We start from the raw sequence: 16,404 nt of genomic DNA, 5'->3' as shown, positions 1-16,404 counted from the left end.
GTCTGGTGCCGCAGGGCGGATCTACTTGATGCCGATCACCATCGAATCCGGACCCACCAGCGCCTGAACCCGGGTGCTGGAAAAGCCTGCCGTCTGCATCCAGCCGCAACAGTCGGCGCCGGTGTAGTCGAAGCCGCCGGGGGTTTCGATCAGCATGTTCAGGCTCATCATCAGCCCGAAGGCATTGGTGGAGCGCTCGTCATCGATGAGGGCCTCGTAGACCACGAGGGCGCCACCGGTTGGGAGAGCCTCGAAGGCCTTGGCGATCAGCATCTGCTTGGTGGGCAGATCCCAGTCGTGCAGGATGTGGCCCATCAGCACCACATCGGCCCTGGGCAGATCCTGCTGGAAGAAGTCGCCCGGCACGAACGACAACCGATCGGCCAGCCCCAGGCCGTTCACATACTCCTCGAAGATCGGGGCCACCTCGGGCAGGTCGAACCCGAACCCCTGCAGATGGGGATTGGCCTGGGCGATCTGAGCCGCCAGGTCGCCCTGGGCGGTGCCGACGTCAACGTAGGTGCGGTAGTCCCGCCAGGGAAAGCTGTGGGCGATCGCGATGTTGGCACCACGGCTGACGCCGGTCATGGCCGCCAGAAAGTCCTTGAGGCGGGCCGGGTCGGCGTAGAGGGTTTCGAACAGGCCGGTGCCGCCGTTCTTCAGTTCGTTCTGGGGCTGGCCGGTGCGCAGGGCCTCGGTGAGATGAGCCCAGGAGGGATAGAGGCGATGGTTGGCCATCTCCAGGATGCCGCCGATGTAGGAGGGCTTGTGGCGATCCAGGAAGAGATCGGTGTCAGCCGTGTTCGCATAGCTGTTGCCAGTGCGCTGCAGAAAGCCGAGGGCCACGAGGGCATCGAGGAAGTCGCGCGCGGAGCGCGGGTGCAGCCCCAGCCGGGCGCTGAGGGCTTCGAACGGTTCCGGTCCGCGGGCCAGTTCGCTGAACACGCCGATCTCGATGGCGCTCAGCAACACCTTCGACGACCAGAAGGCCAGCCCGGTCTGCAGGATCCTCTCGGGACTGGGCTGGTTCTGCATCGTGAATGAGGATGAGGGGACTGATCGATTTGTGGACGCCCTGGCTGAGCGGAGGGCATGGTTTTTTATCTAGCACTTTCGCCGAGATGGCTCAGTGTGTGGTGGGCCGGTTTACGAGAGGGGTTGAGACGGGGGAACGCTCAAGATCAGCAGCGGGAAGAAGCACTATGAATTTGACAAGAATCATGGGCCGAGTCCGCTGTATCTTGATGTTAGGTGGCGCGGATTCCTTCACGTCATTGTGTTTTTCGCCAAAGACCTGCAGCCCCACGATACCGAGGTGGGCATGGGAGGCATACGGACAGCAGTTGCCAATTTTGAGCCCAATACAAAATGTAAAGCAACGGCTGCCAGCTTGTGCTGACCATGCTACTAACAAACTAGACAGGCATCTCATACACAGGAGGAATGCCCGTGCGTCACGTCACACCAACCTTAGCCGCCTTTCTTGTCGGGCTGGGTTCAGCATCTCCCGCATATCCGTGCTCGCGTGTCCTCTGGGATTCTGGAACTGGGCAGGTGTTCGTGGGCCGGACCCAGGACTGGACGGAACGCGCTAATTCGGCCTTCCGAATGTACCCACGCGGGATTGAAAGGCGCGGGGCGGTAGCAGACAATCCCCACATATGGATTTCGAAATATGGCAGCCTGGCCTTGTCTGCCTATGACGAGGGCACGCATGAGGGTGTCAATGAGATGGGCTTAAGCGCTCACGCTTTGTATCTAGCCGGCGAAACTGATTTTGGCAAACGCGATCCCCGGCGGCCCGGCATCGGTGTGATGCAGTGGGTGCAGTACTACCTCGACAACTATGCGACTGTCGCCGAGGCCGTGGCCGCGCAGAAGAACGACGCGTTCCAGATAGAGCCGCTCATCCTGCCGAATGGATTTCCCACGCTGGTGCACGTGTCGCTGTCCGACAAGTCCGGCGATTCCGCTGTGATCGAGTTCATTGGAGGCAAGCCAAAGATTTACCACGACAAGCGCTTCACCGTTATGACCAACGAGCCCACCTACGACAAGCAGATCGAGAACCTCAAGCAATACCGCACCTTCGGCGGCGACAAGCCGTTGCCCGGTGAGCGTACCCCTTCAGACCGCTTTGTACGCGCGGCATATTATGCCAATGGCTTGCCCAAGACGACTGACCGCGCAGAGGGCGCTGCGTATATGTTCAGCGTTATCCGAAACGTATCCGTTCCCTTCGGTAGTCCGGACCCGAACAAGCCGAACGTCGCCAGCACAATCTTCAGGACTGTTCAGGACCTCACCGGAGACCGTTACTATTTCGAGAGTACCTATGCGCCCAACGTGGTCTGGGTCGATTATGGCAAACTCGACTTCAGCAAGGACTCTACAGAGAGAGAACTGCAGGTGGAGAAGAAGATACTTTCGCTCGGTGGCGACGTGACTAACCAGCTGCAGCCGGCGAAACCGTTCGTTTTTGGCATGAACAAAGACTGAAGCCGGCTAGCTTATGCGAGGGTTTCAGGCATTGTTTGGCGCAATCATCAACTTCACTTGATTGGGGCTGGTCTTCCGGAACCAGACAGGAGACATTGCGCGATGGGTGGGGTCTGTGGAAGACCCTGAGTTCGCCATCCAGACCTACCGCGGCTCGGCTGGCAGTTATCTCAGTGACTTCCCGAAGAAGCTACTAAAACAGGGCTTCAGTGTCTTTATACACCAAACTGCCGCGACAGGTTTGGTGACTATCAGCTGAAGGGTGCGCTTCCACTTCATTCCAACTTGTTACTACCGATTAATCCTGAATATGGCTTCCCGTCAGCAGCTTCCACGGTACGAATAACGCTTGCCATCACCTGGCCGCAAGAAGATACTGATCGTGGTGTCAACTACACGGTGGCGGCCCTGGTGCATGGCGGTGTTAGCTGCTCAGCACCTTCGCCCTAGGTGATGGCGCTCCGCGCAGTAGCCCCTCCACGCTCAGATCCTCATCAATATCTGGCCAATGGATTCCAAAGCCAGCGCCAGCAATCCGCCAGTTACCACGCTCTAGGGGGGTGGCGTGCAGCAGGCGCGGGTACCAGGCCAGAGGCACTGAGATGGAGCGTCCGTCTGCGAGGTCGACGATCAGCTTGTCCTCTGTGCAGGCAACCTCTATGACCCGTTCGCCAGGGTTAGCCATGAAACTCCTCCCATGCCTTCAACAGGGTAGCTCTGTTCAAGCTGACAAGCCGCTCAATTTCACGTAGCTCTCTGGCTTTGAATCCAAGACTTGAAGAAAGTGCAACTGGCGTGAGCCATACCTTGCAAGAGTCCTGATCTCGATCAACATGAATATGTGGTGGCTCATTTGGCTCGTGGCTGTAGAAGTAGAACCTATACGGACCGCTCCTGAGGACTGTCGGCATCGTTGAGCTTCCCCATCAGCTCAAGGATAGCCAGCTCGTTCTCCTGAACAGCTAACGCTGGCCATCAACTGGCTGCAAGATGAAACTGGAGAAGTCTGGAGACACGTGGAGGCGGCACAGGTGAATGGCGATGTTAGAAGTCAGTTCTTAAACTTCTCGAAGTAAGCAGGATCAACATCATAGACAGTGCGTTTTACTAAGCCTAGCTCAACCTTCTCAAACATCTCGACCAGTTTATCACCGTCGACGAGTTCAACTTGTGGCGCTCCCTCTCTGTTCGCTTCTTCGACGGCCGCGTTGCTAAACCCTGATGTGGTGATGATGATGCCCTTTTCGGCTCGACCAATCATCGTGTTGCGGAAATCACCGACTTGAGCACGAGAGACAAGGTTGCCCTTTCCGTAACGCTTGCATTGGAAGAGAACTTTGAAGCTAACAAAAGGGTTGATCTCCAGCGTTCCATAGCCATCAATGCCGCCGTCTGCGGAGCCCCCAGTAACTTCAACATTCTGAAAGCCTGATTCCCTCAGAAGTTCTCTACAGACTTTCTCGAACCCCGAGGGACTGATTGATCTCAGAGTATTAATTAGATCAAGCTTCTCGTCTTCATCGGGCTCCTCTGAGGGAGCCCCTGGCATGAGCGTCTCCTCTTCTGTCTCCTGAGCCTCCTTCTTTTGCTTTCGGTTCTCGGCGTGGATTGAGACCCATTTCAGGAAGATGTCCCTTGACTCTTTTTCGTCTAGATGGGTGTTGCGTCCCTTTTCAGTAAGCGTCCATGTTCCATACTTGGATGAATCTAGCAGGCCTTCCCACACTAAATACTGTCTAGCCCAAGCCACCTGGTTGTGAAACTTGCTTCCTCCAGACTTTAGTGTCTGATCAAGTAACTCGTCAGGAAGACTGAGGTTCTTGGCAATGCGTGCAGAAACTTCTCTGGGGCGGCCTGAATCGCCAAGATCCCGAAGGGCATCCAGTAGAGGGCCGAACCACCGAATGAATTCAGCCTGAGCTTTCTTTGCCATTCAGAGCAGGATGCGACCCAAGTGTAGTTGCCCTAACGCGATCAGGCTTTCCTGTACTTCTGACTAGTCATTAGACGGTTCCGAGAACCAAGCCAACTTGGGCTGCCGCTTCCGATAACCACAATCCGATGATGCCGGTGATATCGGGAAAAGCACTGTGGCGCAGTGCTTCAGGTGCATGACCGACCCAGTGTAGGAGTGGTTCGCGGGTCCGACAACCACCTGTTCGTAGCGATACACAAGGTCTGGCCGCACAGGTAGACAGCCCAGGGTGATTCGCCAGCCGGAGGGTTGAACTCCTGGCTCGCCAACCCGTCGATCGCCTTGGATTGCTCGCGGCATCCGGCCGAGCTGGTGGCCGGGATCCAACCGGATCGAGCGCCGCCTCAGGGTCATGGTCCCGTGGGAGTGGCTGCGGGGTGCTCCAGCGGCAGGCCCTGCGCCTTCCAGGCCCGGATGCCGCCGCGCATGTTGGCCACCCGTGTGAACCCGTTCTTCTGCAGCTGTTGCGTGGCCAGGGCGGAGCGGCTGCCGGAGTGGCAAAGCACCACCGTGGGTCGATCCGTGGGGATCTCGCCGGCCCGGCTCTCCAACTCGGGCAGGGGAATAAGCAGGCTGCCCGGGATGCGACCGTCCGGGCCCTGCACTTCCGCTTCGGAGCGCACATCCACCAGCGTCAGCGCCTCGCGGTGATCGGCCACCCAGCCGGCCGTCAGTTCCGGCAGGCCGGCATAACTGCGCTCGATCGGTCCCCAGTCGTCCGCTTCCTCCAACCCACCGTCAGCGGGCCTGCCGGAGCGCAGGTTGGCCGGCAAGGCCGCTGCGATCCGGTTGGGGTGGGGGAGGTGCAGGTTCTCCATGTAGCCCACGAAGTCGCGCTCATCGGCCTCACCCCCGAGCCGGGCGTTGTAGGCCTTTTCCTCGGCCACCGAACTCACCGCCCGGCCGCTGTAATCGTGGGCCGGGTAGAGCAGGCAGTGGTCGGGCAGGGAGAGGAGCTGCTCGGTGATCGAGTGGTAGAGGGTGGCGGCATCCCCCTGCTGAAAATCACAGCGGCCGCAGCCCCGCACAAGCAGGGCATCGCCGGTGAAGGCCATGCTGTGGTCATCGAGCACGACGCTGAGGCAGCCATCGGTGTGGCCGGGGGTGGCGCGCACCTCCAGATGGCGGCCGCCGAAGCTCACCTGATCACCGTGGCGCAGGGGCAGGGTCACGTTCTCGGCCCCGGCAACGGCGGCCAGGGCGATGGCGCAGCCGGTGGCCCGGTGCAGCCGCCAGCTGCCGGTCACGTGGTCGGCGTGAACGTGGGTATCGAGACTGGCGACCAGATCGATCCCCAGTTCCCGGATCAGGGAGAGATCGCGGGGGTGCTGCTCGTACACCGAATCGATCAGCACCCCCTGCCTGGAGGCCACATCCGCCAGCAGGTAGGTGAAGGTGCCCGTCTCGGCGTCGAACAGCTGCCGCAGCAGCAGCGGAGCACCGCCGGCGGCGGCCGCCAGGGGAAAGGGAGCGGAGGATGCCATCGCGTCTGGCGACTCAGCCCTCACCCTGCTGCGGTCCAGCCTGCAGCTTCGGGCGACCTTCAGCCAGCACACCCTGCAGGTAGGCGCCCAGGAACATCCCGGCCAGGCCGATCAACACCGGCCCGTTGCCGATGCCGATGCTGGCCACCGCCGCCCCCGGGCACAGGCCGCTCAGACCCCAGCCCACACCGAAGATCACGGCACCCGGCACGGTGCCGGCCAGCATCGGCTTCACCTCGTGGGAGAAGGGCAGCCCCAGCAGCGTGGTCTGACGCAGCCGCGGGGCCAGCCGGAAGCCGATGGTGGTGACCGCCAGGGCCGCCGCCATCACCAGCAGCAGGCCGAGGTCGCGCAGCTGCAGGAAGCTCAGCACCACCTCCGGCCGGGCCATGCCGCTCCAGGCCAGCCCGTAGCCGAACAGACCACCACCCAGCAGGATCGAGATCAGACGCTTCATGGGGTCACCCCCAGCAGCAGCACGATCCGAGCGGTGACGATGGCCACCGCCATGAACACGGCGACCGCCAGCAGCGACGCCCTCGAGAACGAGGCAACGCCGCAGATGCCGTGGCCGGAGGTGCAGCCCGAGGAGAGCCGCGTGCCGAAACCCACCAGCACACCCCCCAGCGCCAGCCTCCACCAGCCCACCGCCGTGACGAAGAACGCCTGGTGGGTCGCGGCGTACAGCCAGGCGCCGAGCACCATGGCCAGGGCGAACAGCAGACGCCACTGGCGCGAGCTGCGCTCAGCCGTGAGCGGCGTGACGTAGGTGAGCGTGGAGCTCAGGAAGGAACTCGCTCCGGCTTTCACACCGAGGGTGAGGTACATGACCATCAGTCCCAGTCCGAGGAACAGCCCCCCGTACAGATAGGACGTGACGCCATTGGGAAAAGGGAAGCCCAATCGATGCGGTCACCGAAGACAGCCGGACCCTAAACACGTCGGTGACGGCAGGCAACTCCAGGTGGCTGGCAGCCCGGAGTTGCCGGATCGACCCATAGGGACTGGGGGGGCCTGCCAGGGAGCGTCCGGAATCAGCCGCTGGGGCCGCTCCACCAACTCAGACGCCCAGCGGCTCCCCCTGGGCCTTCTGCTGCTCCAGCACCTCCGCCAGGCCTTCAAGGTCCTCGTCGGTGATCTTGGTCTGCATCGGGCAGTGCTTGGGCCCGCACATGGAGCAGAACTCGGCCTGCTTGTAGATGTCGGCCGGCAGGGTTTCGTCGTGATACTCGCGGGCCCGCTCCGGATCCAGGCTCAGCTCGAACTGGCGGTTCCAGTCGAAGGCGTAGCGGGCGCGGCTGAGTTCGTCGTCCCGGTCGCGGGCACCGGGGCGGTGGCGGGCGATGTCGGCGGCGTGGGCGGCGATCTTGTAGGCGATCAACCCCTCACGCACATCCTCGGCATTGGGCAGGCCCAGGTGCTCCTTGGGGGTCACGTAGCAGAGCATGGCCGTGCCGTGCCAGCCGGCCAGGGCCGCGCCGATGGCGCTGGTGATGTGGTCGTAGCCGGGGGCGATGTCGGTGACGAGCGGACCGAGCACATAGAAGGGAGCTTCGCTGCACTCCTCCATCTGCTTTTTCACGTTGAACTCGATCTGGTCCATCGGCACATGGCCCGGACCCTCCACCATCACCTGCACGTCGTGCTCCCAGGCCCGGCGGGTGAGCTGGCCGAGGGTTTTCAGTTCGGCCAGCTGGGCGGCATCGGAGGCATCGTGCTGGCAGCCCGGCCGCAGCGAATCCCCAAGGGAGAAGCTGCAGTCGTAGCGCTTGAAGATCTCGATGATGTCGTCGAAGCGGGTGAACAGCGGGTTCTGCTTGTGGTGATAGAGCATCCACTGGGCCAGGATGCCGCCGCCGCGGCTCACGATCCCCGTGAGGCGGCCCTTCACCAGCGGCAGATGCTCGATCAGCAGGCCGGCATGGATGGTCTGGTAGTCGACCCCCTGCTGACAGTGCTTCTCGATGATGTGCAGGAAGTCGTCGGCATCGAGTTTCTCGATTGAGCCGTGCACGCTCTCCAGTGCCTGATACACCGGCACCGTGCCGATCGGCACGGGCGAGGCGTTGATGATCGCCGTGCGCACCTCATCGAGGTTCACGCCGCCGGTGGAGAGATCCATCACCGTGTCGGCGCCGTATTTCACCGCCAGGCGCAGCTTGGCCACCTCCTCATCGAGATCGGAGGCATTGGGGGAGGCGCCGATGTTGGCGTTCACCTTGCAGCGGCTGGCGATGCCGATCGCCATCGGCTCCAGGTTGGGGTGGTTGATGTTCGCCGGGATGATCATCCGCCCACGGGCCACCTCCTCCATCACCAGCGACTCGGGCAGGTTCTCCCGCTGGGCCACATAGGCCATCTCCTCGGTGATCAGGCCCTGGCGGGCGTAGTGCATCTGGCTCACGTTGGCGTGGCCGCGGCGCTTCTCAATCCAGGCGCTACGCATGATCGGTGGGGGCAAAGAACGGAACGGGAACGGCCGGCCAGCGGCCGTGTCGGGGTTCCGGTTGCGTTGCCGAGATCGTCCCGCCCACCGTGGTAGCGGGCGGCTCACTTCCCTGCGCCGGCATGACCCGGATCAGGTTCGGAGGGTGTGATCTCAGCCCAGGCTGCGCCCGGGCACCCCTAGTGACCAACTAACCCTAGCCACGCTGCTCAGGCCTGCAGGCCGTTGAGGGCGGCGCCCACCACCCGGTGGTCGGGATCGGCCTGGAGCCGCTGCAGCAGCCCGCGAGCTGTGGCCGCAGACGGCTCCTCGCCCTCCCGCACCAGCCGGCCGAGGATCTCGGCGCCGCCCACCCGCACGGTGCCATCACTGGCCTCGATCGCCAGGCTGGCCAGCTCCAGCAGCTTCTCGGGGCGGGCTTCGGGATGCTCGGCCACCGCCGAGAGCACGCTGCAGCGCAGCAGCCACTCCTGGTCGCGGCGGAAGGCCTCCAGCAGCAGGGGCCAGGCCTGCTCCAACCCGTGGTTCACCAGCGAGTTGGCCGCCTCGGCGCGCACGTTGGGATCGGCATCGCCCTCCAGGGCCCGCACCAGGGCCTGCCGGCCGGCCTCATTGCACTTCACGCCCAGGCCGGCGCAGCTCAGCGAGCGCACCAGGAAGGCCTCCTCCGCCAGCCCCAGCAGCAACAGGGGCACCGCCTCCTCCACCGTGGCCTCGCGCAGGGCCACCAGGGCGGGCATGGACCGGCCGGGATCGCCACAGGTGATCGCGTCGCGCAGCTGCTGGAGGTTTGGCTGGTTGCTCATGCCACCAGCTTGCCTGCATCAGCGCCGTTCCTGTCGCAGGGCCAGCAACAAGTCCCGGCGGCGGCGCTGACGACGCACCCGGCTGGCCACCATCAGAGCGCTGCCGATGGCCAGGGCCGGTACGGCCTGGAGGCGATCGCGCCCCTGGCGCTGCAGCAGCACCGCCAGGGCCAGCAGGATCAGCAACGGCGCCGCGAACACCATCAGCCCATCGAGCAGGAGGCGGGAGCGCACCGGTTTCGAGGTCACAGGGGTGTGCTCTGGCGTTCCATCCAGCGCAGCAGGGTGAGGCTGAGCACCCTCACCCCCACCGCCAGGGCGCCCTCATCGGGCGCGAAGGTGTTGCTGTGCAGCGGCGTGCAGCCCTCCGGGCCCGCCACCCCCAGCCGAAACATCGTGCCGCGCAGGCCGTCGAGCAGTTCGGCGAAGTCTTCAGCGCCCAGCGACGGCTGCTCCAGCCACTGCACCTGGGCGGGTCCCAGCAGCTCCACGCCGGCCTCGGCCACCAGGGCGGTGAGCTCGTGGTCGTTGTGCACCGGCGGCGAGATGCGGCGGTAGCGCACCCGGGCCTCACCGCCGTGGCCGCGGCAGAGGGCGTGCACCGTCTCCTCGATCCACAGCGGCAGCCGGTCGTGCAGCTCCAGGTCGAGGCAGCGCACCGTGCCCAGCAGGCGCACGTGGTCGGCGATCACGTTGAAGGCGCGACCCCCCTCGATGCGCCCGAAACTCACCACCACCGGATGCAGGGCGTCGAGTCGGCGGCTGATCGCCTCCTGCAGGCCGCTCACCACCCGGGCCGCGATCCAGATCGCATCGGTGCTCTGGTGCGGCCGGGCACCATGGCCGCTCTCGCCGATCACCTCGATCTCCAGTTCGCCGGCGGCGGCGGTGAGGCTGCCGCTGCGCACGCCGATCTGCCCCACCGGGATCGAGGGGAACACATGCACCCCGAACAGGGCATCGACGCCCTCGATGGCGCCATCGGCCTTCATCCAGGCCGCCCCCTCGGCCGTTTCCTCCGCCGGCTGGAAGAGCAGCCGCACCCGGGCCGTGAGCCGCTCGGGCTGGCGCCCGGCCAGGGCCGCCAGCAGGGCGGCCACCCCCAGGCCCACGGCGCTGTGCATGTCGTGGCCGCAGGCGTGCATCAGGCCCTGCACGGTGGAGGCGTAGTCGAGCTCGGTGCGCTCCTCCACCGGCAGGGCATCCATGTCCACCCGCAGGGCCACCAGCGGTGCGGGCGAGCCATCGGGCCGCAGCCGGGGGCCAAGCTCCGCCAGCACGCCGGTGCGGCCCACGCCCTCGCGCACCTCCCAGCCCCAGCGCCGCAGCTCGCCCGCCACCAGGGCGGCGGTCTGCTGCTCGTGGCCGCTCAGCTCCGGATGGCGGTGCAGGTGGCGGCGCAGCTGGATCAGCTCGGGCAGCACCGCGGCCAGGTCCTGCTCCAGCCCCAGCTCCAGCCAGCTCGGGGAGGTTTGCAGCGGCAGACAATCAAGGGGGGGCATCAGGTGATCGCCAGGAACTGCTGCAGCGCCTCCACCGGCTCCGGGGGCCAGCGCCGGGTGCTCTGCAGCCATTCTCGCTGGCGGTAACGGGGATCGAGACCGGAGGCCGACACCCAGTTGCTCTCGGCCTCGCCGCGGGCGCCACGCCGCCAGAGCAGGGCGGTGAGGCCGGCGCGGGCGTCGGCGAACAGGGGATGGCGGCGGATCAGGGAGCGCAGGCTGCGCTCAGCCACCTCCAGCTCGCCGAGCTGGAAGGCGGCCAGGGCAGCGCTGGAGCGGGCCATGGCGAAGCCGGGCCGCAGATCGGCGGCCGCCTCGAAGCTGTGGCGGGCGGCAACCCAGTCGCCGCGGGAACCCTGCACGTTGCCCAGGTTGTAGAGGGCCGAGGCCCGCACCTCCCCGGCATCGGGCCGCTCCAGGATCCAGCGGTAGTCGGCCTCGGCGGCATCCCAGCGCTGCAGGGCCTCCTCGGCGGTGCCGCGGTTGAGGTGGGGATCACTGCTGCCGGGCTCCAGCGCGATGGCGTGGGTCTGGTCGGCGATCGCCGCCCGGGGATCCCCCAGGGCCAGCTGCACGTTGCCGCGGTTGCTCCAGGCCGCCGCGTCGTCCGGCGCCACCTCCAGCACCTGGTTCCAGAGCGGCAGGGCATCGCCGAAGCGCCCCTCGCGGCTGGCCCGCAGGGCCTGATCGAACAGCTCCGGCAGCGGCGTCTGGGGCGGAGCTCCGCCACCGGCGCCAACGACCCTGGCGGCAGCGGCAGCCGGCACCACCGCCAGCAGCGCCGTGAGCAGCAGCACCAGCAGGGGCAGGGCCGCAGAGCGCAGCGGGGGCCGGCTCATGGGCGCTCGCCAACGGCAGGAATGGCGGCCACCGGGCCAGCGTCGGCCAGGTGGGCCCGGCCCGCCTCGGTGAGCAAACGCCCGCGGGGGGTGCGCTGCATCAGGCCCTGCTGCAGCAGGTAGGGCTCCACCACAGCCTCCAGCGTGGCGGGGTCTTCGCCCAGGCCGGCCGCCAGGGTGTCGAGGCCCACAGGACCGCCGCCGTAGCCCTCCAGCATTAGCGTGAGCAGGCGGCGGTCGTGGGCATCGAGGCCGCGGCCATCCACCCGGTGCAGGGTCAGGGCCTCGTGCACCAGCGCGGCCGTGACCTGCTCCCGGCCGCGCACACTCGCCACATCCCGAACCCGGCGCAGCAAGCGGTTGGCGATGCGCGGGGTACCGCGGCAGCGGCGGGCCACCTCCAGGGCCGCCGCGGCATCGAGCCGCACCTCCAGCAGGCCGGCGGCCCGCAGCACGATCGCCTGGAGGTCGTGGAGGCCGTAGAACTCCAACCGCTGGATCAGCCCGAAGCGATCCCGCAGCGGTGAACTCAACGCCCCGGCGCGGGTGGTGGCCCCCACCAGGGTGAAGGGGGCGATCGGCAGGCTGCGGGTGCGGGCGGTGGTGCCCTTGCCCACGGTGAGGTCGAGGCGGTAGTCCTCCATCGCCGGGTAGAGCAGCTCCTCGGCCACCCGGTTGAGGCGGTGGATCTCGTCGATGAACAGCAGCTCATGGGGCTGCAGGTTCACCAGCAGCCCCACGATGTCGCGCGGACGCTCCAGGGCCGGAGCGCTGGTGATGCGGCAGCGCACCCCCAGCTCCTCGGCCAGCACCAGGGCCATGGTGGTCTTGCCCAGGCCGGGGGGTCCGTAGAGCAGCACGTGGTCGAGGGCCTCGGCGCGGGCCCGGGTGGCCTCCACGGCGATGCGCAGCACCTGCTTGAGCTCGCTCTGGCCGATGTAGTCGTCCAGTCGTTTCGGCCGCAGGGAGTCTTCGCGGACCACCACCTCCGGCACGGCGGCCGGGCCATCCAGTGCCGGCCCGTTGGCGGCCGCCGGGTCGAGCAGCCGACGCGGCGCCGGGGTGGCTCCGGGGCGGCCCTGGCCCTGGGATCCGGAGGAAACGATCGCCATGGGTGGAGGGTACCGGCCCCTGCCTAGGGTCGGGAGTCGGAGCAGGCGCGCAGCGGGATCACAGCCATGGCCAAGGGCGGCACCAAGAAGCTCGCCGCCAGGGCCCAGCGCGACGCGGCCCAGCGCCTGCTGGCCGACAACCGCTTCGCCCGGCACCAGTACGAGATCCTCGACACCCTCGAGTGCGGCATCGAGCTGGTGGGCACGGAGGTGAAGTCGATCCGGGCCGGCCAGGCCAACCTGCGCGACGGCTTCTGCCTGATCCGCAACGGCCAGCTGCAGCTGCACAACGTGCACATCTCCCCCCACAGCCACGCCGGCGCCTACTTCAACCACGAGCCCCTGCGGGTGCGCACCCTGCTGGCCCACCGCCGCGAGATCGACAAGCTGCGCGTGGCCCTGGAGCAGAAGGGACTCACCCTGATCCCCCTCAACCTGCATCTCAAGGGCTCCTGGATCAAGGTGACCCTGGGTCTGGCCAAGGGCCGCAAGCTGCACGACAAGCGCCAGGAGGAGAAGCGCAAGGAGATGGCGAAGGAGACCCGCGCCGCCATCGCCCGCATCTAGGGCCGAGCTCGGCTACTGGGACTGGTCGGCACCGGCGGGCCCAGCCTCCTCGTTGGCTTCGGGTGCCTGCTCCTGGCGGGGCTCCGAGAGGCCCTCCAGGCTGTCGTCTTGCGGCGCCGGCTCGCGGCGCTCGCCGGCCTCGGGCACCGGCGGCGGCGGCTCCGGTGCGGGGGGATCGGCCCGCACCGAGAGCGTGATCACCCCCGCCGCCACACCGTCGTTGCTCACCAGCAGCTGCAGCGGCTGGCGGTTCTGCCCGTCCAGGCTCACCACCCGCAGCGGCCCGCGCGACTCCAGCAGGGTGCCGTCGGCGGCGAACACGGCCATCTGCATCAACGGCGAGCCATTCACCCCCAGCACCACCGCGTGGCCCTCCGGGGCGCGCACCGGGAACAGGCGCGCGCCCCCGGCGGCCACCGAGGTGTTGCGCACCTCGGTCTGCAGGGGCCGGGCCTGGATCGTCTCGATCTGGAGGTTGGAGAGGCTCTGCTCGGCGGCGGCGTACCAGAGCTGGCGAAACGGCTCAGAGGGGATGGAGGTGCCGGAGCGGCCAGGCAGCAGGGCCTGGGCATTGGCCGACACCAGCTGGCGCAGCACCGGAGGGCTCAGCCCCTGCGACTCCAGCTGGTTCTCGCGCCGCTCCCAGTCGGCATTGCTATAGCGGCCCAGCCGCTGGCGCAGGGTGAGGGGCAGCTGTTCCACCCGGGCCAGCAACTCCTCGGCCAGGTCATTCCAGGCCTGGCGCAGGGGCGCATCCTCGGCGGAATCGCTGGGCAGGCGCCCGCCCCGCTCCGGGAAGCGGGCCAGCAGGCTGGCATCCACGAGCTTCAGGAACCAGGCCCGTTCCACCTGCAGGGCGCGCAGGCGGTTGAGCAGCTGCTGGCGCTGATTCACCTCCTCCCGGGGCAGGCTGCTGGGCAGCTGCAGAGCCACATCGGGGGTGCTGGGCTCCGAGCTGGTGCCGCGGCTCAGCCACCACCAACCCAGGGCCGTGCCCACCACGGCCGAGAGCACCAGAGCCATCACCACCGGCCACACGCTGCCGTCGGCCTGCAGCTCGCGCTCCTCGCCCCGCAGCAGCCGGCCGCCGGGCGCCCGGCGGCTGTCAAGGGTGTTGAGGGGGGGGAGATCAGGCGGCTCCGCGGCGGCCACCGGTTCAAACGGCAGCTGGACAGACGGCCTCGAACCAGCCGCCCCAGCAGCGGCGGTGGCGGCGGCCGCCGCAATGCCGAGGGCCGGCGGCAGGGGCGGGGCCGGGCTGGCAGCGGTGGCTGGCGGTGGCGGCGGTGCGGCCGGCGGCACCAGGGCCAGGGTGCGGTCGGAGCGCGGCACCGGTCCGGTGCTCTCCGGCATGGGCAGGGCCTGCATGGCCGCCAGCGCCGCCGCCGCCGAGCCGTAGCGGCGCCCAGGATCGGTGGCCAGCAGCCCCTCCAGGGCGGCCCGCAGCCCAGGCTCCTCGGCCAGGGACGCCGGCCAGCGCCAGGCCATGGTGGCGGGGTCGAGCAGCCGCTCGGGCGGATCACCGCTGAGCAGCACCAGGGCCGTCACGCCCAGGGCGTGGCAGTCCATCCACGGTTCCAGGCGCTGGCCGCTGGCCAGCTCGGGCGGTGCATAGCCGGGGGTCACGGCCGCCGTGCCGGCCACCAGGCCGTAGTCGAGCAGCACCGGCAGCCCGTCGCTGTCACGGCGCAGCAGGTTGGCGGGGCAGAGGTCGCCGTGGGCCAGCTGCTGGCCATGCAACACCGCCAGCGCCGGCAGGATCTGGCGCAGCAGCAGCAGCACCTCGCCGGCCCCGAACACCATCTGGCGCTGGCCCCGGGCGGCCTGCAGATCAGCGAAGGTGGGACCGGACAGCCACTCGCGCACCAACCAGAGGCTGCCGTTGTGGCTGATGGCCGCCCCCAGGCGCGGCACCTGGGGGTGCAGCACCCCCTGCAGGCGGCTCCAGAGCTCCCGCGCCCGCTGCTGATCGTGCTCCGGCCCGAGCTGGCGCAGCACCACCGGGGCATCGGCGGCGAGTTGGTCACAGCCGCGCCACACCCAGCCCTGGGGCCCCTCCCCCAGCTGCTGCTCCAGCCTGTAGCGATCGCCGATCAGCTCGCCCGGGCGGGAGTCACTGGTGTGCTCGGAGTCGGATGCCATCAGCCGGCGGCTACCGCTGGGCGCTCAGGTTGCCGCAACCCACGGCTCGCCAGCCAGTCACGGTCGTAGAGCCGGGACCGATAGCGGTCGCCGCTGTCGCAGAGCACGGTGACGATCGTGTGGCCCGGGCCCAGCCGCCGCGCCGTCTCCACCGCCGCGGCCACGTTGATGCCCACCGAGCCCCCCATGAACAGTCCCTCGCGCCAGAGCAGGTCGTAGATGGTGTCGAGGGCAGCCTGGTCGGCGATGCGCACGGCGTCATCAACGGGCGCCCCCTGGAGGTTGGCGGTGATGCGGCTGTTGCCGATGCCCTCGGTCACCGAATTGCCCTCGCTGGCCAGTTCGCCGGTTTTCGCCCAGGAATAGAGCGCACTGCCATGGGGGTCGGCCAGCACGCAGCGCACCCTCGGGTTGCGTTCCTTGAGGAACAGCGCCACACCGGCGTAGGTGCCGCCGGTACCGGTGGCCGCCACCCAGGCATCCAGCCTGCCCCCGGTCTGCTCCCAGATCTCCGGCCCGGTGCTGGCGTAGTGAGCGCGGCGGTTGGCCAGGTTGTCGAACTGGTTGGCCCACACGGCTCCGGGGGTTTCGGCGGCGATGCGACCCGAGAGCTTCACGTAGTTGTTGGGGTCGCGGTAGGGCACGGCCGGCACGGTGCGCACCTCGGCGCCGAGGCTGCGCAGCAGGTTGATCTTCTCGGCCGACTGCGTATCGGGAATGACGATCAGGGCCTTGTAGCCGCGGGCATTGCAGATGTGGGTGAGGCCGATGCCGGTGTTGCCGGCGGTGCCCTCCACCACCGTGCCGCCGGGCTGGAGCAGCCCCTGCTCCTCCGCCTCCAGCAGGATGCCCAGGGCGGCCCGATCCTTCACCGAACCACCGGGGTTCATGAACTCGGCCTTGCCGAGGATCGTGCAGCCGGTGAGCTCACTGAGCAGGCGCAGGCGGATGAGCGGCGTGTGGCCCACCGCGGCGACGAACCCCTCACTGATCCCACCCATCAAGCCTCCGCCGCGTGGGCGGATCGTAGGC

17 protein-coding genes and 1 riboswitch are annotated in these 16,404 nt (G+C 67.3%); of the genes, 2 read left to right on the top strand and 15 right to left on the bottom strand.

Annotated features, from left to right (window positions below):
* Positions 1-21: 21 nt before the first annotated feature.
* Entirely contained in the window at positions 22-1,035 is a 1,014-nt protein-coding gene (locus KBY96_RS03780) for an acetylserotonin O-methyltransferase (RefSeq protein WP_254977875.1), read from the bottom strand.
* Between the two features lie 408 nt (positions 1,036-1,443).
* On the opposite strand from KBY96_RS03780, the gene KBY96_RS03775 reads away from it, so the two are divergent.
* Positions 1,444-2,499, top strand: a complete 1,056-nt coding sequence (locus KBY96_RS03775) for a linear amide C-N hydrolase (RefSeq protein WP_254977874.1) — start codon at positions 1,444-1,446, stop codon at positions 2,497-2,499.
* Positions 2,500-2,923: 424 nt separating this feature from the next.
* Here the strand turns inward: KBY96_RS03775 and KBY96_RS03770 are convergent, their stop codons facing one another.
* The 12 genes from KBY96_RS03770 to ruvB form a co-directional block, all read right to left on the bottom strand.
* The gene (locus tag KBY96_RS03770) at positions 2,924-3,184 is read right to left on the bottom strand and encodes a DUF2442 domain-containing protein (RefSeq protein WP_254977873.1); all 261 of its coding nucleotides are present in this window, start codon (positions 3,182-3,184) and stop codon (positions 2,924-2,926) included.
* On the bottom strand, positions 3,177-3,410 hold the full coding sequence (locus KBY96_RS03765) for a DUF4160 domain-containing protein (RefSeq protein ID WP_254977872.1): 234 nt from the start codon (positions 3,408-3,410) through the stop codon (positions 3,177-3,179). Before KBY96_RS03765 ends, KBY96_RS03770 begins: the two co-directional genes overlap by 8 nt.
* Before the next feature lie 140 nt (positions 3,411-3,550).
* Complete coding sequence (locus tag KBY96_RS03760; RefSeq protein ID WP_254977871.1) at positions 3,551-4,432, bottom strand: restriction endonuclease; 882 nt, start codon at positions 4,430-4,432, stop codon at positions 3,551-3,553.
* 392 nt (positions 4,433-4,824) lie between these two features.
* On the bottom strand, positions 4,825-5,958 hold the full coding sequence (locus KBY96_RS03755; RefSeq protein ID WP_254977870.1) for a rhodanese-like domain-containing protein: 1,134 nt from the start codon (positions 5,956-5,958) through the stop codon (positions 4,825-4,827).
* Between the two features lie 13 nt (positions 5,959-5,971).
* Positions 5,972-6,415: a DUF6691 family protein gene (locus tag KBY96_RS03750; RefSeq protein WP_254977869.1), complete on the bottom strand. Its 444-nt coding sequence runs from the start codon at positions 6,413-6,415 to the stop codon at positions 5,972-5,974.
* Entirely contained in the window at positions 6,412-6,861 is a 450-nt protein-coding gene (locus tag KBY96_RS03745; RefSeq protein WP_254977868.1) for a YeeE/YedE family protein, read from the bottom strand. The genes KBY96_RS03750 and KBY96_RS03745 overlap by 4 nt, the downstream gene beginning before the upstream one ends.
* A gap of 157 nt (positions 6,862-7,018) precedes the next feature.
* Positions 7,019-8,404: a phosphomethylpyrimidine synthase ThiC gene (thiC, locus tag KBY96_RS03740; RefSeq protein ID WP_254977867.1), complete on the bottom strand. Its 1,386-nt coding sequence runs from the start codon at positions 8,402-8,404 to the stop codon at positions 7,019-7,021.
* A gap of 92 nt (positions 8,405-8,496) precedes the next feature.
* A riboswitch (TPP riboswitch) is annotated at positions 8,497-8,595 on the bottom strand.
* An 18-nt stretch (positions 8,596-8,613) separates the two neighbouring features.
* On the bottom strand, positions 8,614-9,210 hold the full coding sequence (locus tag KBY96_RS03735; protein WP_254977866.1) for a response regulator: 597 nt from the start codon (positions 9,208-9,210) through the stop codon (positions 8,614-8,616).
* 18 nt (positions 9,211-9,228) lie between these two features.
* A complete protein-coding gene (locus KBY96_RS03730) occupies positions 9,229-9,459 on the bottom strand; it encodes a DUF3188 domain-containing protein (RefSeq protein WP_315859462.1) in 231 nt (76 codons plus the stop codon).
* The gene (locus KBY96_RS03725; RefSeq protein WP_254977865.1) at positions 9,456-10,712 is read right to left on the bottom strand and encodes an amidohydrolase; all 1,257 of its coding nucleotides are present in this window, start codon (positions 10,710-10,712) and stop codon (positions 9,456-9,458) included. The genes KBY96_RS03730 and KBY96_RS03725 overlap by 4 nt, the downstream gene beginning before the upstream one ends.
* Complete coding sequence (locus tag KBY96_RS03720; RefSeq protein WP_254977864.1) at positions 10,712-11,551, bottom strand: tetratricopeptide repeat protein; 840 nt, start codon at positions 11,549-11,551, stop codon at positions 10,712-10,714. Before KBY96_RS03720 ends, KBY96_RS03725 begins: the two co-directional genes overlap by 1 nt.
* Entirely contained in the window at positions 11,548-12,663 is a 1,116-nt protein-coding gene (ruvB, locus tag KBY96_RS03715; RefSeq protein WP_254977863.1) for a Holliday junction branch migration DNA helicase RuvB, read from the bottom strand. The genes KBY96_RS03720 and ruvB overlap by 4 nt, the downstream gene beginning before the upstream one ends.
* Positions 12,664-12,729: 66 nt before the next feature.
* On the opposite strand from ruvB, the gene smpB reads away from it, so the two are divergent.
* The gene (smpB, locus tag KBY96_RS03710) at positions 12,730-13,230 is read left to right on the top strand and encodes an SsrA-binding protein SmpB (protein WP_254977862.1); all 501 of its coding nucleotides are present in this window, start codon (positions 12,730-12,732) and stop codon (positions 13,228-13,230) included.
* A 12-nt stretch (positions 13,231-13,242) separates the two neighbouring features.
* On the opposite strand, the gene KBY96_RS03705 is transcribed toward smpB, so the two are convergent.
* The gene (locus tag KBY96_RS03705; RefSeq protein WP_254977860.1) at positions 13,243-15,372 is read right to left on the bottom strand and encodes a protein kinase domain-containing protein; all 2,130 of its coding nucleotides are present in this window, start codon (positions 15,370-15,372) and stop codon (positions 13,243-13,245) included.
* Positions 15,372-16,373 (bottom strand): cysteine synthase A, encoded by a 1,002-nt coding sequence (locus tag KBY96_RS03700; RefSeq protein ID WP_254977859.1) that lies wholly within the window; start codon positions 16,371-16,373, stop codon positions 15,372-15,374. Before KBY96_RS03700 ends, KBY96_RS03705 begins: the two co-directional genes overlap by 1 nt.
* Positions 16,374-16,404: the final 31 nt, after the last annotated feature.

It is taken from the genome of Cyanobium sp. ATX 6A2 (assembly GCF_024346355.1).
In the GTDB taxonomy this organism is placed as follows: domain Bacteria; phylum Cyanobacteriota; class Cyanobacteriia; order PCC-6307; family Cyanobiaceae; genus NIES-981.
Note: the sequence above shows the minus strand (reverse complement) of the source record. Positions and strands in the feature narration are given on the sequence as shown.